This is a genomic window from Paenibacillus sp. FSL H8-0048 (genome assembly GCF_038002825.1).
Taxonomy (GTDB): domain Bacteria; phylum Bacillota; class Bacilli; order Paenibacillales; family Paenibacillaceae; genus Paenibacillus_AQ.
Genome location: NZ_JBBODF010000001.1, coordinates 4,980,103 through 4,999,647, shown reverse-complemented (window position 1 = coordinate 4,999,647; position 19,545 = coordinate 4,980,103). Strand labels below are relative to the sequence as shown.

At 55.1% G+C, this 19,545-nt stretch carries 16 protein-coding genes and 1 riboswitch; of the genes, 4 read left to right on the top strand and 12 right to left on the bottom strand.

The window, feature by feature from the left end; translation table 11 throughout:
• Window positions 1-195 precede the first annotated feature (195 nt).
• Window positions 196-1,569 (top strand): helix-turn-helix domain-containing protein, encoded by a 1,374-nt coding sequence (locus tag NSU18_RS21490; protein WP_341015984.1) that lies wholly within the window; start codon window positions 196-198, stop codon window positions 1,567-1,569.
• A 110-nt stretch (window positions 1,570-1,679) separates the two neighbouring features.
• Complete coding sequence (locus NSU18_RS21485; RefSeq protein WP_341015982.1) at window positions 1,680-2,354, top strand: hypothetical protein; 675 nt, start codon at window positions 1,680-1,682, stop codon at window positions 2,352-2,354.
• Window positions 2,355-2,831: 477 nt separating this feature from the next.
• Here the strand turns inward: NSU18_RS21485 and NSU18_RS21480 are convergent, their stop codons facing one another.
• Genes NSU18_RS21480 through NSU18_RS21465 form a run of 4 tightly spaced genes read right to left on the bottom strand, consistent with a single transcriptional unit; the run spans window position 2,832 to window position 6,664 of the window.
• The gene (locus tag NSU18_RS21480; RefSeq protein ID WP_341150016.1) at window positions 2,832-3,905 is read right to left on the bottom strand and encodes an ABC transporter substrate-binding protein; all 1,074 of its coding nucleotides are present in this window, start codon (window positions 3,903-3,905) and stop codon (window positions 2,832-2,834) included.
• Window positions 3,902-4,747 carry an ABC transporter permease gene (locus NSU18_RS21475; protein ID WP_341150015.1) on the bottom strand — a complete coding sequence of 282 codons (846 nt, stop codon included), beginning with the start codon at window positions 4,745-4,747 and terminating at the stop codon, window positions 3,902-3,904. The genes NSU18_RS21480 and NSU18_RS21475 overlap by 4 nt, the downstream gene beginning before the upstream one ends.
• Window positions 4,744-5,550: an ABC transporter permease gene (locus NSU18_RS21470; protein WP_341150014.1), complete on the bottom strand. Its 807-nt coding sequence runs from the start codon at window positions 5,548-5,550 to the stop codon at window positions 4,744-4,746. The genes NSU18_RS21475 and NSU18_RS21470 overlap by 4 nt, the downstream gene beginning before the upstream one ends.
• Window positions 5,540-6,664, bottom strand: a complete 1,125-nt coding sequence (locus tag NSU18_RS21465) for an ABC transporter ATP-binding protein (RefSeq protein ID WP_341015978.1) — start codon at window positions 6,662-6,664, stop codon at window positions 5,540-5,542. The genes NSU18_RS21470 and NSU18_RS21465 overlap by 11 nt, the downstream gene beginning before the upstream one ends.
• Before the next feature lie 284 nt (window positions 6,665-6,948).
• Here NSU18_RS21465 and NSU18_RS21460 point away from each other — a divergent pair, with 284 nt between their 5' ends.
• Window positions 6,949-8,061: an FUSC family protein gene (locus NSU18_RS21460; protein ID WP_341015977.1), complete on the top strand. Its 1,113-nt coding sequence runs from the start codon at window positions 6,949-6,951 to the stop codon at window positions 8,059-8,061.
• A gap of 533 nt (window positions 8,062-8,594) precedes the next feature.
• Here NSU18_RS21460 and NSU18_RS21455 read toward each other — a convergent pair.
• The 8 genes from NSU18_RS21455 to biuH form a co-directional block, all read right to left on the bottom strand.
• Complete coding sequence (locus NSU18_RS21455) at window positions 8,595-10,652, bottom strand: allophanate hydrolase (RefSeq protein ID WP_341150013.1); 2,058 nt, start codon at window positions 10,650-10,652, stop codon at window positions 8,595-8,597.
• 6 nt (window positions 10,653-10,658) lie between these two features.
• Window positions 10,659-12,296 (bottom strand): PucR family transcriptional regulator, encoded by a 1,638-nt coding sequence (locus NSU18_RS21450; protein ID WP_341150012.1) that lies wholly within the window; start codon window positions 12,294-12,296, stop codon window positions 10,659-10,661.
• 16 nt (window positions 12,297-12,312) lie between these two features.
• Window positions 12,313-12,741, bottom strand: coding sequence for a cupin domain-containing protein (locus NSU18_RS21445; protein WP_341015973.1), 429 nt, complete (start codon window positions 12,739-12,741; stop codon window positions 12,313-12,315).
• Window positions 12,742-12,811: 70 nt separating this feature from the next.
• Window positions 12,812-13,882, bottom strand: a complete 1,071-nt coding sequence (locus NSU18_RS21440) for a ring-opening amidohydrolase (protein WP_341150011.1) — start codon at window positions 13,880-13,882, stop codon at window positions 12,812-12,814.
• Entirely contained in the window at window positions 13,879-14,631 is a 753-nt protein-coding gene (locus NSU18_RS21435) for an ABC transporter permease (RefSeq protein WP_036728133.1), read from the bottom strand. The genes NSU18_RS21440 and NSU18_RS21435 overlap by 4 nt, the downstream gene beginning before the upstream one ends.
• Window positions 14,628-15,437: an ABC transporter ATP-binding protein gene (locus tag NSU18_RS21430; RefSeq protein WP_341015970.1), complete on the bottom strand. Its 810-nt coding sequence runs from the start codon at window positions 15,435-15,437 to the stop codon at window positions 14,628-14,630. Before NSU18_RS21430 ends, NSU18_RS21435 begins: the two co-directional genes overlap by 4 nt.
• Window positions 15,438-15,451: 14 nt before the next feature.
• Complete coding sequence (locus NSU18_RS21425; RefSeq protein WP_341150010.1) at window positions 15,452-16,465, bottom strand: ABC transporter substrate-binding protein; 1,014 nt, start codon at window positions 16,463-16,465, stop codon at window positions 15,452-15,454.
• A gap of 25 nt (window positions 16,466-16,490) precedes the next feature.
• Window positions 16,491-17,174, bottom strand: a complete 684-nt coding sequence (biuH, locus tag NSU18_RS21420) for a biuret amidohydrolase (RefSeq protein ID WP_341015967.1) — start codon at window positions 17,172-17,174, stop codon at window positions 16,491-16,493.
• Window positions 17,175-17,679: 505 nt separating this feature from the next.
• Window positions 17,680-17,772, top strand: a riboswitch (cyclic di-GMP riboswitch).
• Between the two features lie 80 nt (window positions 17,773-17,852).
• On the opposite strand from biuH, the gene NSU18_RS21415 reads away from it, so the two are divergent.
• Entirely contained in the window at window positions 17,853-19,502 is a 1,650-nt protein-coding gene (locus NSU18_RS21415; RefSeq protein ID WP_341015966.1) for a flagellar assembly protein A, read from the top strand.
• Window positions 19,503-19,545: the final 43 nt, after the last annotated feature.

Genomic DNA, 19,545 nt, shown 5'->3' with positions numbered 1-19,545 from the left:
CCCGGTTATCCTAACAAAGGAACCGGGGCGTTTCAATGTCACAGCAGACTTAACCCGGGATATAGCTTCAATCTCCCCTTTCCTTTGTTCACCGTATCTACTAATCCGCTCTATTGACCATTGGAATATTATCACATATTATTACACCAATGAATTAAAAATCTATTTACTGGGATTAGGTCAGGTGGTGTTTGTATGAAGTCCACAACCACGATTCGCGATCAGGTAACCAAATATTTGTCCAATCAGGGCCTGTCCATTAATCAGTTTGCCATCTCTTCAGGAATTAATTCCGGCACGCTCAGCCGTGTCATTAAAGACCGGCAGCCGATTGCCATGGATCATCTGGAGCGCATTACCCGGGGCATGGGCCTGCCGGAGGACTACTTCTATAGCTTATATGTGGACGAATGCTTTCACCATTCGGCTCCTACCTGGCGGCGTTTGCGGCCATTTCTTGTGCGTTCAGCGGCACTCGGCCGTCTCGATTGTGTTGAACAGGTCGTTCTGAACCTGCTGGAGAATCTGGTCTATGCCCCTATGCTATTCGAGGTTGCAGAAGGACTGTTCGAGCAGGGATTGTGGCACGCAGCAGCATTATTGTATGAGAATGTGAGTACCAGTGAGAAATATCAGAATTCCGAACGGCTGGCCGTATGCCAATACCGCTTGTTCCGGATTGGCCTCGGTGATGACCAGAGCAGTAATCTGCGGGTAGCCATCCTGTTCGAGTGCTTCATCGACCGGCTGAATGAGGCGGATCAGCTGGACGGATTGAAAGACCTGCTGGATGTCTACTACTCTCTGCAAAAGTGGTCCAAGGTCAACGAGCTTGCTGAGAAAATGCTCCAATTGGCCACCCTCCGTTACAATCTCCAGCTCCGGTCAAAACGTAAACCGGACAATGAAAGATTGCCTTCAAGTCCGCTGTATTTATATATTCTAAATGCTCGGCTTTTAATCTCGAGCATTTATATGGAATATGGGGATTACAAATCTGCGATTGAGCATGTCCCTCACTATATGGATGGTAGCTGGATACAAGAGAAGGATGATGAAGCAGCTCGGACATTAGCACAGTTCAGGGAGTGGGGGAAGGCAAATATCTTCCTATATCGTCTGCTTGATGGACAGCTAGAGGTATTATCTGATTATGTGGAGTATATCTCTAAGCAGCCAGACGAGATATTTACAGCTATGTACCATATTGTTAAGTCAGCGAACCGGTATGATTGGAATGTGGATGATATTCTGGAACGCTTCTCTGAGCACATCCCATACCGAACTTATAAATCGGTATTTGGAGAATATAACCAGCAAGTTATGGCAGACAAGCATACCCGCTTTCTTGCTGAATTAGCAGCCTATTACCTCCACAATAAGTATTATGAGAAGTTTACGAATGTACTGCGAAACCTGGAATCCTCCGCTAAAATCAACAACGAGAGTATAGCCATTACTTGTGTGGATCTATTTGAACAATACAGGTATACAGCAGGAGAAGAAGAAATGGAGAAATACAAACTTTTAATTAGAACAGCACGAAATTTAAAAGCAACAGCGTTCTAGCTTCCTCCCAGCATTTACTTTATACTTAACATCAGCGAGACGAAGAACGTCCCGGTTGCCCTTTGTGGGGAAGCCGGGGCGTTTTCTATTTTCCGGAGAGGATGAGGAGCATGACTTTTGAAGAAGCACATGAACAGTTTATCAGCGGACACTTGACTAGCAGACCTGAGGGGGAACGAAGAGCACGCTTGGAAAGGGGGCATCGGCATGCCGAGGTACTGTTCCTGAAGAATGTATGGTGGCCTTTGCGGGGACATTTTACCGGACTTCACCCGGAGTATGAGGTCATGGATTGGCGGGGGAGATCTTATTTTGCCGACTTCGCCTGGTTACCGGGGTACGTGAAGCTGCTGATCGAAATCAAAGGCTATGCTTCGCATGTCCGCGATATGGACCGCAACAAATACTGCGGCGAACTGAACCGCGAAACCTTCCTCTATGCCATGGGTTATCATGTGATTTCCTTCGCATACGATGATGTTGAACAGCGGCCCGAGCTCTGCATGACGTTGCTGCGGATGGTTCTGGGCAAATATCAGCCTGCCGAAGCCCCGGTATCACGTATACGGCTATTGGAGCAAGAAGTGATCCGGTTAACCCTTCATCTGGCCCGGCCGATCCGCCCGCAGGATGTGAAGCAGCATTTCTCCATCGATTACAGAACCGCCGTCCGGACGTTACGAAGTCTCTCTGACAAAGGCTGGCTTCTCCCGGTTGCCACCAACCAGCAGCAACGCATCGCCCGGTATGAGCTGAACCACGGAGTGCTGGAATATTTCAATTAGCCTTCGGCAAATAATTGGAAAAGTGCATCTTAATTTCGCTATTCCCAAGCAATACCCAACAACAAGTGGAAAAACAGCAACTGCTGCTCCTGGTTTTGCCGCTATGGGGCGATCCGGGGAAATATAAGTGCTGTTTTTCCAACTCTCTCCCCCACAACCCCTTAATACTCATCAGTAGGTGGACAAAATCCATCTGTTACCCGTTTCCGCAGCATTATCACCCGATTCCACCAACATAGATTACTCCACAAACATCGGCAACACCCGTTCTTATCCTCTACCAAACCATCAGCCGCCAGTACCCCACTCCTTCAATCCTAGTTAGTCCCCATTCCTCCACGCCGTTATAGTCCCGCTCTTATCCCCTATGCAACTCCCGCCACCTACTTCCACCTTACCCCCTGGCAAGCAAAAGCCCCCCGCCTACGCAATACGCGCATGCAGGGGGCTTCTGTACTCTTCCGGCGCTTACGCCGGCTACTTCTTATTCATCTTAAACATCAGGAACAGCTCATTATAATGGGCAAGCATCCGCTTGCCGAGGTTGTCGTAGACCTCCAGCCGGTCGGTGATCTCGGCGGGCGGATAGAAGCGCTCATCGCCGGAGATGTCCTCCGGCAGCAGCTTCAGGCCGGGAACGTTCGGCGTGGAATAGCCGACGTATTCCGCATTCTGTGCGGCGACTTCCGGCCGCAGCATGAAGTTGATGAACTTATGCGCGCCCTCGACATTGCCTGCGGTGCGCGGAATGACCATATTGTCGAACCATTTGTTCGAGCCTTCCTCCGGCACGACGAAGTCCAGCTTGTCGTTGTCATCCATGATCTCCGAAGCGTCGCCGGACCAGACGATGCCGACCGCCGCTTCTTCGTTGGCGAGCAGCATTTTGACCTCGTCGCCCACAATAGCCTTCACATTCGGAGACAGCTTGTTCAGCTTGGCAAGCGCCTCCTGCAGATGCTCCTCCTTCGTGTCGTTGACGGAGTAGTGCAGGCTGTTCAGCGCCATACCCATGACCTCACGGGCTCCGTCCACGAGGAAGATATTATTCTTCAGCCGCTTATCCCACAGGGAATCCCAACTGCTGAAGTCAATGCCCTTCGTCATTTCCGGGTTGAAGATGATCCCTACCGTGCCCCAGAAATAAGGAACCGAATACTTGTTGCCGGGATCAAAGGACAGATTCATGAACTTGGAATCGATGTTAGCGAGATTCGGCAGCTTGCTGTGATCCAGCGGCAGCAGCAGATTCTCCTGCCGCATTTTGGAGATAGCATAGTCGGAAGGGATCACGACATCGAAGATCGTACCGCCCTGCTCGACCTTGGTCAGCATCGCTTCATTGGAATCGAATGTCTGGTAGATGACCGTAATTCCGGTCTCCTCCTGAAACTGCTTCAGCAGGTCGGGGTCTACATAGTCGCCCCAGTTATAGATCGTCAGCGTGTTGCCACCAGAATAGCCTTGGGCCGAGTTCAGCCGGGAGGCCAGGAACATCAGCCCAAAGGCGACGATTAGAATCGCCAGGAACGTATTGACTAACTGCTTCATCTAGGCACCCCCGCTTCAGCTACCGGCTCGGCAATCTGGACCGGCGTACGGCTCTTACGCTGGTTCAGGTAGTAATAACCGATGACCAGCAGAATGGTGAAGAGGAAAATCAGCGTCGACAGCGCGTTAATTGACAGCGAGACCCCTTGCCGGGCGCGGGAATAGATCTCCACCGACAGGGTGGAATAGCCGTTGCCCGTGACGAAGAAGGTGACCGCGAAATCATCCAGGGAATAGGTCAGGGCCATGAAGAATCCGCTGAAGATTCCCGGCTTGATAATCGGCAGAATGACCTTCGTGAGCACATCCCGGCGCGTAGCGCCGAGATCGCGGGCGGCATCCGTCAGGGTCGGACTCATGTCCTGCAAATGCGGCAGGATCATAATGACCGCAATCGGAATGCTGAACGCCACATGCGAGAGCAGCACGGAGGTGAAGCCCAGCTTGATCCCGACAATCGTGAACAGGATCAGGAAGGAGGCTCCGATAATGACATCCGGGCTGACGATCAGCACATTGTTCAGCGAGAGCAGCGTGTTCTTGGCCCGGCGGCTGCGGACATGATGAATCGCCAGCGCACCGATCACCGCTATGATGGTTGCAATGGTCGACGACAGGAGGGCAATGACCAGTGTGTTAATTACAATAATCATCAGCCGGGTATCTGCAACCACTTCACGGTAATAATCCAGCGTGAAGCCTTCGAACTTGTGCATGGTGCCGCCGCTGTTGAACGAGTAGTACATCAGATAGAAGATCGGCGCGTACAGCACCAGGAAGACCAGCACCAGATAGATATTGGCGATGCCGTTCTGGTTCTTAACCCTGCGTTTGTTCTTCATCCGCGCACCCCTTTCCGCGAGCCGCCGGTCAGAATCATGAACAGCGCCATAATCGCGATCAGGAACACCGCAACGGTCGAGCCCATCCCCCAGTCCTGTGTGACCAGGAAATGCTGCTCAATCGCGGTGCCGAGCGTAATCACCCGGTTCCCGGCAATCAAACGCGTAATCATGAACAGTGACAGCGCCGGAATGAACACCGCCATGCAGCCGGAGCGCACTCCTGAGATCGTCAGCGGAAAAACCACCCGCCGGAACGTCGTCCATCCCGATGCACCCAGATCACGCGCGGCATCCACCAGTGACAGATTCATCTCATCCAGAGCACTGAAGATCGGCAGAATCATGAATGGAATGAAAATGTAGACCGACACAAATACAAAGCTGAAGCCCGTGAACAGAATTTGCTGCTCGCCCAGACCCACCAGATCAAAGAAGTTATTGACCGGGCCGAAGGTGCCGAAGATCCCGATGAAGGCGTATGTCTTCAGCAGCAGGTTGATCCAGGTCGGCAGAATAATCAGCAGCAGCCACAGCTGCTTATGCTTCGTTCGCGTCAGCAGATAAGCGGCCGGATAGGCCACCAGGAGCGAGAACACCGTGATCAGAAAAGCGTACCAGAACGAATTCAGCATCATTCTCATATAGACCGGTGTGAAGAAATTGACGTAGTTATTCAGCGTCAGCTTCCCCTCCAGATCGAACAGGGAATAATAGACCACCAGCAGCACCGGCGCAATGACAAACAGCGCGATCCACAGATAGTACGGAATGAGATAATACGACTTGCCCTTAGTCATCATGGCTCTCCACCTCGGCGTAAGCCTCCAGACGCTTGTCGAACTCTTCCTCCGTTTCACCGAAACGCATAACATGGATTGCTTCCGGGTCAAAATACAGCCCGATTTCGGACCCAACCTCCGCCTTACGGGTGGAATGGACGAGCCATTCATGGCCCGATCCGTCATAGCAGCTGATCTCGTAGTGAACCCCGCGGAACAGCTGGGAATCCACCCGCACCTTCAGCTTGCCCGCTTCCAGGGTGGCAATCTCCAGATCCTCAGGGCGGATCACAACCTCCACCGCTTCATTTGGCCGCAGACCGGCATCGACACACTCGAACCGGTGGCCGTTAAATTCCACGACATAGTCCTCAATCATCACACCCGGCACGATGTTCGACTCTCCGATGAAATCGGCCACGAACCGGTTAATCGGTTCATCGTAGATATCATTAGGCGTGCCGCTCTGCTCAATTTTGCCGCCGTTCATGACGAAGATCCAGTCGGACATCGCCAGCGCTTCTTCCTGGTCATGGGTGACGAAGATGAAGGTGATGCCCAGCCGCTGCTGCATCTCCCGCAGAATATACTGCATCTCGGTGCGCAGCTTCAGATCAAGCGCAGACAGAGGCTCATCCAGCAGCAGTACCTGCGGCTCGTTGACAATGGCGCGCGCAATGGCGACACGCTGTCTCTGCCCGCCGGACATTTCATTAATGGCCCGCTGATCATAGCCGACCAGGTTGACGAAGCGCAGCGCTTCCTGCACCTTTTGCTGAATCACATCCTTCTTCAGCTTCTTGATGCGCAGTCCAAACGCCACATTCTCGAATACGTTCAGATGCGGAAACAGCGCATAGTCCTGAAATACCGTATTGACCTGCCGCTCATTGGCGGGAATGTGGTTGATTTTTTTGCCGTTCAGATAGATCGAACCTTCAGTCGGCTCCGCGAAGCCGGCGATTAGACGCAGAATGGTCGTTTTTCCGCAGCCCGAAGGGCCCAGCAGCGTGTAGAATTTACCGCGTTCAATTTCGAAGCTCACGCCTTTGAGTACAGCCTCTTCGTCGTCGTATTGCTTAATCACCTGGTCAAAAGAAATAATAGTGCCTTCCGGGGTAGCTATAGCTAACAACCTCCCTTACTTATGTAGTACAACCTATTTTACCCGCTTCTTGCGGGAGACAATCCGGCAGCGGCATGCCCAGCACGGATAAGCGACAATTCCTGCCCTCGTTCGACAGACTTCAATATATATAGCATAAAGGAATCCTGCAATATATGCGATAGCTTACATTGTGAAATCACGCACAAAAACTTAACAAGTTCGTAAAATCTTGCCCGCCTCCGGCCTGTTTTGAGGTGCTATAATGAAAACGGATGAAAACCATAAAATTTTTCCTATTTACATGAAAGAAGATGACAACCATGAACGAGGGCTTACAGGAGCGCCTTGAAAAGTTCGGATTATCCTTATATATGATACGGATTACGCTCGCCGCTTCGCTCTCGTGGCTGGCCGTGCACATTATCTACGGGGACCATTACCTGTACTTCGCACCGCTGGCGGCGATTCTGATTACCCAGAGCAGTGTCAAGGCCTCCCTTGAAAAAGGCGTCTACCGCATGACCGGTGTGGTCCTTGGCGGCATCGTCAGCCTGATCGTAGGCAAGTTCTTCGATGTGGGCGCGCTGTCGATTCTGCTGATGCTGCTGATTGGCATTGGGGTGGCTACCGCCTGCCGGATTAATATCCAGGCCGTCTCCCAGGTCGGTGTCACCTCGGTGCTTGCACTCACCTTCTATCATGAGGGGTATATCGTCTGGAGAGTCGCCGAGACGCTGATCGGCGTGCTGATTGCCCTGATCATCAATATGATTATCGTGCCGCCCAAGAGCTTCGTCAAGGTCAAGGACCTGGCGCTGAAGGGCAGCCTGACCTTATCCGATGCTTTAACCGGATTCGCTGCAAGCGGCCGTGATGCTGCACAGGCCCAGGCTGCTCTTGAGCGCTCCGGCGAGCTGCTGAAGAAGAGCGACCGGCTGCAGAAGGAGATGCATTACACGCTGTCTCATTACCAGTGCCGCAAGGACATTGGCAAGCTGACACAGTCGACCACCCATCTCATCAAGGTTCACTCCTATGTCAAAGCCATAAGCGAAGAGATCGCCCTGCTGCCGGCCCATTATGCCGCCGCTGATTGGATGCTGGAGGTTGTAACCGCAACGGCAGACTGTATCGCCCTGTACGGCACACGGACGCTATCGGATGCCGAATGCAGCGGACGTTCACTTCAGGAGAGTCTGAGAAGAGCCCGCGATGTGCAGCTCGCCTGGTTCTCGCAGCTGCAGGATCAGTGCCCGCTGGCGGCCTTCCGTGATCTCGGTGCGGTATTCTCCCACCTGAACCGGATTCTTGAAGAGATTGAACGCGCCGATTACGCGGCCCTTTCCACCGCACCACAGCATGTCAAGGCACAGCCTGCACGCGCCATTCAATTCATACAAAAAGGACTCTTCCACAAGCTATAAGCTTGGAAGGGTCCTTTTTTTGTTGTGTCCGGGTAGTCCTGCACCTGGCTGGGTCGTCCTGCACCTACCCGTCTCTCCAGCTCCTCGCCGGAACATTTACCGTCTTGATGCAGAGCGTTGCAGTTGAGTTACCTTGCTGGTAGGATAGTGCGCGCGGATGGCGTGGATGGTATGGTGGCTTGGTTAGCTTGGTTAGCTTGGTTCACTTGAGTAGCCTGTGGCATACACAGGCGTCAGCACGTAAAGTACAGTTGGAAAAATGACACTTAAATCAGCCGAATCAACCGATTGGACTGAAGCAGTTGGATAAAGTACATCTAATCCGCCGAATTCTATGGTATCCTTTTAAAACGGGTAAAATAAGTGCTGTTTATCCATCTGCTGTTCCCATAGGCGGTAATCATTCAGCAGCAAGTGGACAAAATCCAACTAATTACTATAAGTGTAACGATGGCGCGAAAGGGTACACAAATATCAGCAATTATCACCTTGGTATATTGCCGCACTTCGGGCTGAACGCCGAAAGCGGTATATTATTCAGCCGGAAGATATCTCCAGCCCCCGTAGGCTGTAACATTCTCGGCTCCGGGGGCGGCATAGCCCTCGCAGATGAAGCCCGTCACTTCGCGGCCATCGGCAAGCGCTACCCGTCCCAGGCCCAGCGGAGCCGGGATAAGCGTCGCGAATGCGCCCAGCGATTCCACAGGCATCTGCCACAGCTCCAGCTCGATTGCGCTTCCCCCTGCCGCCTGTCTCAGCAGGCCAGGCTTCGCCGGCACGGTAGGGAGCTTGACCAACTCGTAACAGGCAGCGGTCCGCGCTTCCTGCCAGAAGCGGGCACCATGCTCCAGCATCTGCTTCTCCAGCGGGAAGCCGCGCATATGCAGCCCGCAGACCGCAAGTGTAACCATGCCGGACACTGGCAGATCGGCATCAGTAGCAGCTCCAGCAACAGCTCCAGCAACAGCTCCAGCTCCAGCTCCTGCTCCTGCTCCTGCTCCTGCTCCTGCTCCTGCTCCTGCTCCTGCTCCTGCTCCAGTTCCAGCTCCAGCTCCTGCTTCAGCACTAGCACCATTTCCAACGTCAGCCCCAGCAGTACCACCTGCATCACTACCCGCAGCACTAGCACCTAACTCCTCTTCCAACTCTAGCGATTGGCGCTCTGCCAAAAGCTGAGCCCCGGTCCCGGCAGAACTCCCCGCAATCTCACCACCATCAGCCTCCCGACCCGCTGAATTCCCCTGCGCCAGAAACCGCGCTCCGGCTCCGGCCAGCAGATGCTCGCTGTCCGCCAGCGCGAACAGTGTAATGCCGAACGGCAGGTTCTCCGCCGCTTCCCCGGCGGGAATTGCCACCGCCGACAGGTCTAGCAGGTTGCAGTGATTGGTGTAGCGGCCCATATCGGAGTTGGCCCCTACCGGGTTCGCGGCCACCTGTTCCCGGGTCCAGGTTCCGCCGCAGGTCGGCAGCACCAGCACCGCATCCCGCAGCAGCAGCTCCGTCTCGCGCTTATACTGCTGCAAGCAGTGCATGGACTGGAACAGGCTTGAAGCGGTGTGGCGCTCCGCTGCCCCGGAAGAGAGGATCGACTCTGTCACCGGCAGCACAGCTTCACGGTGACGCTCCACGAAACCGGCCAGATCCGCCCAGCGCTCAGCTACCCAGGGGCCATCATACAGGATGGCTGCCGCTTCAGAGAACAGCGTACAGTCCACCCGTTCAACCGGCAGCCCCAGCGCCTGCACCACCGCTTCGGCCCGTTCCCAGGCCCGGCGGTATTCGTCCGCATGGGGTCCATAGAAGTCCAGCGGCGCTTCCGGCAGCAGCAGCTTCCCGGGCAGAGCGGCAGCCCCCCGCTTTACTGAACGCGACCACGGATCGGCTGCATCGAAGCCGCGTGCTGCGCGGTCCACCGCGAGCGCATCCTCCAGATTGTGCGCGAACACGGTGACACAATCCAGGCTGGCACACGCCGGGACTACGCCGCGCACCGGCCAGGCGCCCAGGCTGGGCTTGTAGCCGACCAGCCCGTTCAGTGCAGCCGGCACGCGGCCCGAGCCGGCGGTATCGGTGCCCAGGCTGAACACCGCCTGGCCCCGGGCTACGGCAACCGCCGAACCGGCGCTCGAGCCGCCGCTGATGTATTCCGGACGCAGGGCATTGTGCGTCTCGCCGTAAGGGCTGCGCACACCGACGAGTCCGGTGGCGAACTGGTCCAGATTGCTTTTGCCGACAGGGATCGCACCCGCAGCCACCAATCTCGCCACCACCGCTGCATCCGTGTCCGGCTGATAAGCGAATTCAGGACATGCCGCCGTAGTGGGCAGGCTCTTCACATCAATATTATCCTTCACCGCAAACGGAATGCCCCATAAGGGATGCTCCTGCGGATTCAGCTCTTTGAGCGCTGCCAGGTAGGGAGCGATCTGCGCCTCCGCGGGCGCTTCAATCCAGAGGTTCATGTCCTTGTCCCGCTCAGCGCGGCGGATGATCTCCCGGATGACCCGCTCCGGGTCCAGCGTGCCGTTCAAATACTGCCCCCGCAGCCAACCGGCAGTCAGCTTGGCGGGCCATTCTGTTGTTGCTGTCATCAGGCTTCATCTCCTTCTCTGCATATCGGTGCCGGACCTGCGGCCCTTGCTCATCTCATGCAGCTTCAGCGCGAGCTGCAGCTCCAGCATATCGTCACCGTCATCCTGGCTGAGTCCCAGCAGCTCACAGGCCCGGTCGATCCGGTAGGTGACCGTATTATAATGAGTGAACAGCTCCCCGGAGGTCCGCTTCACGTTGCGGTTGCACTTGAAATACAGCTGGAGCGTCTGGAGCAGCGAAGCGTTATGCTTGCGGTCGTACTCCAGCAGCGGAGCAATATACTGATCCCTGTATTCCGTGATTTCCTCCAGCTCGGGCAGATGGTACAGCAGCCGGAAGACACCAAGCTTCCGGTAATCGACATAAGACCCGCTGTAGCCGCTGATTTGGCGGATACGGGCGATTTTGCGGGAGGATTCATAGCTGAACCGCACCTGATCGGGACCGTCCGCAAGATCGCCAATACAGAAGGCGCAGCTCCCGCTGACAAACACCCGGTTCATCTCGGCCAGCAGACGCCCCAGCGTCTCCTCCAGCGGAAGCTCCGGCTGCTCCGGCACAGTCAGGACCAGTTCCCCTTCAAGGATGGTGAGCTTCACATGCTGGAGGTCTGCCCGGGCACGCACCCGCTTCACTACCTGCTGCAGCTGCTTAAGCTCCGGCTTATCCTCCAGCCATCCGGCGGTGACAGCACGCAGCGGGCGCTCCGGCAGCGGACAGCCGCAGGCCGCGCCGCGCAGCTTCAGATCCTCGGCAGCCGCAATCCGGCCGCTAATCCAGTCCTGCAGGAACTGGTCCACATACTTCAGCTCCACCTCGCGGCGGGCCCCGGCATTGATCATCTCCAGCCCGACCAGCACTCCGACCCGGTCAATCGTTAACTGATCCACCACCGACAGCTCGCTGTTCCACTCCAGCAGCACCAGCAGACACTGGTCTGCCCCCTTGTCATTGACGGCCGAGACATAAGCGCGGATACGCCGTTCTCCTACTGTGAGGAACGTGATACCGAGACTGCCTTCCTGGCGAAGCTGTATCCAGGCCGGAAGCTGCTCCTCCAGCTGTAGCGCATCCGCCTGCGGAGAACAGAAAAGCTGATCGGTATCGTCCAGCAGGACGACCGGATTATGCAGCATCCCGTCCAGGGTCAGCAGGAAATCCTCAATCCCGTCGCCATGGAGAAGCTGCTTCGACAGCTTCTGGAACCGGCTCTGCAGCTGCGAGAGCTCCCGTGCCTCTTGCACCAGCACCCGCTCCATAATGTCGCGGACCACATCGGAGAAGGAGGTGGAGGCGGGCAGCTCGAAGATCGGGAAGCCCAGCTGATCCGCCAGCTCCAGCGCGCGCGGCGGAATCTCATCGATATAACGCTTGGTTTTGATCCCGAGCGCGGACACTCCCTTCTGGTTCAGCTGCGGAATAATCTCTGCGAGCAGCTCCGGCCGGTTATGAAAGGGGAAGCCGCTCGTAATCAGGAACTCTCCCGGACGGACCCAGTCAATGACATCGGGAACCTCCATGACATTGACCCGGTTAATATAACGCCCAAGGCCGCCGGCTCCGGCCAGCAGGGCCGCTTCCTTGAGGTCGGGAATCAGCAGAATATCGCTGCAGGTCAAACCGGTAATTACATTGCTGCCCATAGCTCCGCCGCCTTTACTATAGCTTGGAAGAATAGATATCCTCGATTAGTGTAGTGCCGAAGAAGCTGTTAGTTGGCACCTCCGCCTCCGCCGGCACAAAGATACTGATCTGCTCCGAAGGAGCATCCCCTGTATTCCTGACAGAATGAACGACGCCCGCAGGCACGTGGAACGTATCCCCGGCCCGGTAGCTGTACCACTCTCCGTCACATAGCAGCTTGACCTCTCCTACGGTAATATGAATGATTTCGACTACATCATGATAATGCGGCAAGACCTGACCGCCGATCCCCAGCTTCTCCCACAGAATCGAGCTCATGCGGATGCCCAGGCGGTCCGCCTCCTTTGCCGAGACAATCTCCCGGTGATACAGCTCTATGTGATTCGGCATAAGCTCCCATGTCATATCTGCTGCGGTCAGCACTTTCGTTTCCTGTGTATGCATATTCGAATCCCCCATGATGGATAAAATTTTTCCTTCAACTTAAATTTCCGGTTCAATCTATATAGCTCTGCTACCTCCGGCGGAACACAGCCGCCACCGGCCCTCCGCCCTTCGGTCCCTGATGCTCGCCTCCGCCGGAGACGTAGATCATCGGGTCGCCGCCGACATAGGCCAGCACACCGCCGACTACAGCCCGCGCATGACGGGTATGATTGATATCGGAATCATCCAGCATGATATGGCGGCGTCCGCGGATGACGCCATCGGGATCGGCTTCCGCCTTGGCCAGCACCTGCACCAGCTCTTCACCGGGATACCGGTCCAGCAGGCCCTGAAGCGCAGCGCCATCCACAGCATCCTGCATCAGGGCATGGTCGATGTGGTACGGGCCGTCCGCAGACAGTGAATTCCCGAATACAATGACCTCACAGCAGGACAGCTCACTGCCCGCTGAAGTGGAGGCTACTGCGCTGAATTGAGTCCAATCGGTGCAGATATCGCCTTCCTGTAAGGCCGCACGGTCCACCTCACCCAGCGCTACCCCGGCACCCAGTGCAGAAGCTCCTCTGGAATAGCCCATCGATTTATAAGTATCCTCTGTGATGAGCGATACCTCACGGCTGTGCGCCTCATAGATCTGTTCAGCGGTAAGCAGCGGACACTTGATCTGCACAAAATGCACATCATCCGGTGAGGTGATGCCCGCATCCATAACCGCACGGGCCACGGCATCTGCAACGGCATCTACCTGAGGGAGCCGTCCCAGCTCCTCCGGCCGGAAGCTCCGGGTTCTTGCCACACCAATGGCGAGCGACTTCAGGCCATCAGCGGCCACCCCCGGCTCCCCCCGTCCGCTGCGGCTGATAACTGTGAAGTGGGGGCTAAGCACCCCTTCCGTACCGCCGGACATCACATAAGAGATGCCGGCAGCTCCTCCTTTTGCCGCTTCAGCAAAGAATCCCTTGAGGGCCATAACCGCATACCCCCGCGTAAAATCATTCACACAGCCGTTGCCCTCCGTCTTCCCCAGCACCGCAACCACTTCCTCCGGCCGGAACAGGCCTGCTTCCACCGCTGCCTCAAGGCCCGACATATCATGCGGCGCGCCTGCAGGGATTCTGATAACCGAGCAGTTCATCATAGATCATCGCTCCTTGTCCAGAAAATAACCCGTTTCTCCAGCAGCCCGATACACCAGAACAGCAGCAGGCCGCACAGCGCTGAAGCAATAATAGCCGAGAACATCACCGGCGTATCCATATGATAGGAAGAGACCAGTACTACATAACCCAGTCCCTTATTCGCTCCGACAAATTCGCCGACTATGGCACCGACTATCGCGAGTGAGGTGGAGATTTTCAGGGCAGAGAAGATATAAGGCAGACTCGTCGGCAGGCGCAGCTTCCAGAAGATTTCACTCTTCGTCCCTTTGTAGGTGGAAAACAGCTCCCAGGCTTCGTATTCAATCGCCTTAAGACCCTTAACACTGTTCACCAGAATCGGGAAAAAGCAGATCAGCATCGAAGCGATGACCTTCGAGGTATATCCGGTCCCCAGCCAAACGACCAGCAGCGGGGCCAGCGCCACCAGCGGTGTAGTCTTAAGAGCGATGGCCAGCGGGAACATCCCCTTCTCGATCGGCTTGGAATGAACAAAAATCACAGCGGTAGCCAGTCCGAGGATATTGGCAAGAATGAAGCCGGTCAGGGCTTCGCCCAGCGTAACCAGCGTATGCGACCAGAGCGAGCCATTAATGGCCGAGACTACCTGCGTAGGTGCAGGCAGCAGATACATAGGAACCGACAGGAGACGTACAGCCAGCTCCCACAGCAGCAGGAAGCCGAGCGCAAACGTGACCGGGTACAGGGTGTCTTTGATTTTGACCGTCATAGATGCTTCACCCGCTTTCTCAGTTCCTTGACAATCCGGTGGAATTCCGGCAGCTCTTCCATGCCCGCTTCACGCGGGGAGGGCAGCGTCACCGGAATAATATCCGTCACACCGGCAGGCCGGGGAGACATCATCACGACCCGGTCCGACAGCAGCGCGGATTCATGGATCGAATGGGTAACCATCACAATGCTGCTTAGACTGGTCTCCGGGCTCTCCCATAGCCGCAGCAGCTCGAAATTCAGCTTCTCACGCGTCAGCTCATCCAACGCGCCGAACGGTTCATCCATCAGCAGCACTGTCGGATCGGCTGCCAGAGCCCGGGCAATCGCTGCCCGCTGCTGCATCCCTCCGCTGAGCTGATGCGGGAAGTGGTTCAGATAATCCTGGAGGCCGACCAGACACAGGGCACTTTCTGCTTTTTCGCGTGCCTCGGCCTTGCTGAATTTCTTCTTCTCGCCCAGCTCAAGCGGCAGCATTACATTCTGTAGCGCACTAAGCCACGGCATCAGGACCGGCTTCTGGAAGACCATGCCCAGGGACAGATCCGGGGAGGCATACGCCACCTCTCCACCGGCCTCCGGACTTAACAATCGCAGCATTAGCCGGAGTGTTGTAGATTTCCCGCAGCCGCTTGGTCCAAGAATTGAAATGAACTCATTGCGGTATACGTCAAGGCTGACCTGATTAAGCACAGGCACGTTGCCGAAGGACAGAGAGCAATTGCGCAGGGAGAGCATCGTTTCCCGGGTACCGGGATGCTGCACGGCGGCAGCCTCCAGCTGTTCTTTGATCGCTGTTGTCATTATCAGGCCCCTCCTTATTTCAAAAACTCGTTGGTGAACAGTCCGCCTATGTCCTGTTCATTTTTCACAAAGCCCAGCTCGACCAGATTCTTCTGCAGTGTCTCCCAAGATGCCTCGTCCATCGAGCCCAGCGGGAGCTTCTCCGGATCAAGCAGCGGAATGCTGGCCTTCATCATATTGACCTCATGCTTCAAATCCAGCTTCTCGCCATACTTAAGACCGAATTCTGCCGCCTCCTCCGGATGCTTGACCGCATAATCCCAGCCCTGCATAGAGGCCTGCACGAAGCTTGCGACCATCTCCGGGTCCTTCTTAATAACAGACTCCGTGGTGAACAAGGTATCGGCATAGAAATTGATGCCATAGTCGTTTGGATCGATAATATTCACTTCCTTGCCCTGCTCCTCTACAGCCAGCACTTCATTAATGACATATCCGGGCCAAGCCTTGACCTGACCGGTTAACAGCGGACTCAGATCATATTTGACCGGCATCTCTTCGATTTGCGAAGGGTCAATGCCTGCGCTTTTCTCCATGGCACGGAAGGTCAGCTCTTCGTTGCCGCCCAGCTTGATGCCCACCTTTTGCCCGGTAAGATCCTCCATTGTCTTGATCCCCGACTCTTTGAGTGCGAACATGACGAACGGGGTTTTGCGGTAGATTGCGGACAACGCTTTGACCGGGACGCCCTTTTCTCTGGCAATGACGACCTGGTCGGCACCGGTAACCCCGAACTCCTCACTGCCGGAAGCTACCATCTGCACAGCCGGGAAATCCGAGCCCCCCGGGCGGATCTCAACATCCAGCCCCGCTTCTTTATAGAAGCCTTTTTCCACTGCGGTATAAAAGCCGGCAAACTGCGCCTGGTGAATCCATTTCAGCCGGAGCACCACCTTTTTCAGCTCGCCCGAGCCTTCCGCTCCTTGTCCTTCGGCCTTCCCGGCTTCCGTATGGTTACCGCAGGCGGTCAGGAGCAGCATTAGCGAGGTTAACAGCATCAGCGCCTTCGTTCTGGACTTGTTCCACATGGTAATTCCCCCGTTTATGAATGATTTAGTATTGCTCCAGCGCCTTCAGCACCGCTTGTGAATCACTTACACTGCCGAACACCCCGCCCTGCATTTGAACCATACTCAGTGCCGCCAGGTGATTCGCTTCATCCGTCGCTCCTGTACAATCTGCAAGAATCAGACACTCGTACCCCCGGTCATTGGCCTCCCGCATCGTGGTGTGTACACAGACATCCGTAGTAATTCCAGTCAGAATCAGATGGGTAATTCCTTTATTCTTCAAGATCAGGTCCAGGTCCGTTGCATAAAAGCTGCCTTTGCCCGGCTTGTCTATAATGTACTCTCCGGCAATAGGCGCCAGCTCCTCGATGATCTGCCAGCCGCGTTCCCCCCGTACGAGGATTCGTCCCGCCGGTCCATCGGAGCCGATCTCAGCCCCGATCTGGCGGCTTCGCCACCGCTTGTTCGCCGGCAGATCCGACAGATCCGGCTTATGCCCCTCGCGGGTATGAATCACGGTGAACCCTTCGATGTCCCGGATACGGGCCAGCAGGCGCTGAATGGGCTGAATCGCCCGCGCTGTTAATGAGAGGTCATAGCCCATTCTCTCGACGTAACCGCCCTTGCCGCAAAAATCCGTCTGCATGTCGATAATCATCAGCGCTGTCTTCGCCGGGTCCAACGCCCCGTCATAAGGCCAGATGTAAGGTGTTGCTGCAATTTGCATGGTTTATGCTCCTCTCCTGATGCCGTCATCTCTATTAACGTTATATTTGTTAACATTAATTCGCGTTTCCTTGGTATGAGTTAGATTATATTACAATGAATTTGGGATGTCTTCGGTTTTATTACGAAATAATGCATTGAATGTTTGTGTTAATTCACATAACTAACACATACATAACATATTCACTCGCAATACTGCTTATTAAAAAGGAACACTCCGGGTTTTGCTAAGCCCAGGATGTCCCAACCGTTGAATACCCACAATCCCTCTCCTATTCCCCTTCCATAAGCTGTAAGCGCTGGGAAACCAGTTTTTTTGTCGAAATAGAGCTGCATATTTCGAGTTTTTTGATAAATAGGCATAATATAGTTGAAAAATAGCTCTTTAAGTACTAGAATTAAGCTTGTTTGCAGAAGTTAATGACGCATAAGAACTATTTATGATTCTTTTTGTCGATTGCAGTCGATCACAATTCATCGCCTCTACAGGATGTATATCATTGATCTATTTCTAAAGGCAAACTCCCCGAAAGGGCAGGACGCAAAGCTATGGGCCTAAGAACGCCGGAATCCGCGTTTACGGTTGCCAGGCTGCCAATAGAGACCACTTAAGCCAGCTGTTCAGGAGGAAGATAAGACTTCCGGGCTTGATGATGTTCTTTTTCTGTACGAATTGCCATTGATCATACGAAAAAGTGAGGTTACAACCATGCCGCAGCAGGATATCGAACCAAGCCGATATGAATTCGTAGAGTCCCTGATGCTTGAACGTAAAGGTCTCCTGGATTCATTCTCTGTGGAGGGCCGAGCTTCTGACGGGACAACTGGAGATAAGAATGGAATTATCCTCGTGCAGGACAACCAGATATTCATTACTCCCCCGCTCCCCGGAGGCGCTCCCGCCCGTATTTCTGCGATCCACCCTGTTGTCCTGAAGATCAACTGGAAGACCGTTACAGAGCCAACTGAGGTGACCAAGGCAGATTATATTACCTGGGAGATCTGCGAGAAGCCGCAGTATGAAATCACCGTATCGCCTGACAAGCTCAAGGTCCACTTCACTTTATATCGTGCAGAGAAGTACGCCTGGAATCTGGTCAACTGTCCCGCCGCCTTCGAGACGGTCGTCCGTGCCCAGCCCAACCCGGCGGTGCTGCTGTCCACGCTCACCATAGAACAGATTATTTCCTCACTGGACAACCGTTTCATTCTGCAGAGCCTGAACATTTCCGCCCTGTACGCGGAGCTTACGAATCCTACATATCTTCCCGTATGTATCGCTGAAGGAAGAGCCCCGCTGCCCGGCAAGGAGGCCCGGCTGGAATTCCAGCTGCCGGAGCATACACTGGAGGGGAACAGAATGCTTGGGGGGCAGGAAGCCCCCGCTCAGAAGCCCGCGGAACCCTTGGAGTATCTCCGTTTCCCGGGAGCCCCCTTCACCTATGCAGGTGAAGTCTTCGCCCGCAAGCTGCCGCCGGAGGAAGGCATTCCCGGCCTCGGCACAGACGGAAGGGTCCTGCCCCCTCCCCCGCCGCAGGATATCTACTTCGCTGCCGGTAATCACGCCAAGCTCCTTCCCTGCGGTAATATCGTAGCCAACCGCACAGGCAGACCCCGCATCTGCGGAGGAAGCGGCAGCGTCCGGATCTGCGACTTCCCTCCGGTCTGTCTGCTGACCAGAGAGATGACTGAGCCTGCGGGCGACGTTATGTTCGCAGGCGACATTATTGTACCGGGAGATCTGGAAGGATCTGTACGGATCGAAGCCCTGGGAAATGTGTACGTCTATGGCGATATCCGCCAATCTACGATTATAGCGACCGGCAGTATTTATGTTAGCGGCCAGGTCACCGGCAGCGGCCTGTACGCCGGATATGCCGGGGTACAGCAGCATCGTCTGCACAGCCTCGCAGGACTGCTGCGTATAGAAGTGGACGGACTGCGCGAGGCGGCACGCCAGCTTGCCAAGAACGTAGAGTCCCGGCAGCAGTCGGTGAATTACGGACTGGTGGTCATGCTGCTGCTGGAGGATAAATACAACCACCTCGATAGCCTGATCCGCGATCTTGAAGCTGCCCTGAGCCGTATGAACGGAGAGTTCGGCTCAGGCACAGACCCGCTCCGGCACATGCTTGAGGTGTTCACCCACCCGGGGCAATTCACCGGATATATTACGGATAGTGTCCTAAGCAGCTTCTCCAGGCTGCTCCTCAAGCTGGGCGAAGAGATTGAACTGCTCCAGGAGGAGCATGCAGTGATTAATCTTGCCCAGTCGCAGGGCAGCCGCCTGGAGTCCGGCGGCAAGCTGCTTGTGCGGGATTCTTGTTAAGTACTACTACTGACGGTGACGTTCATATCTATACACACACAAA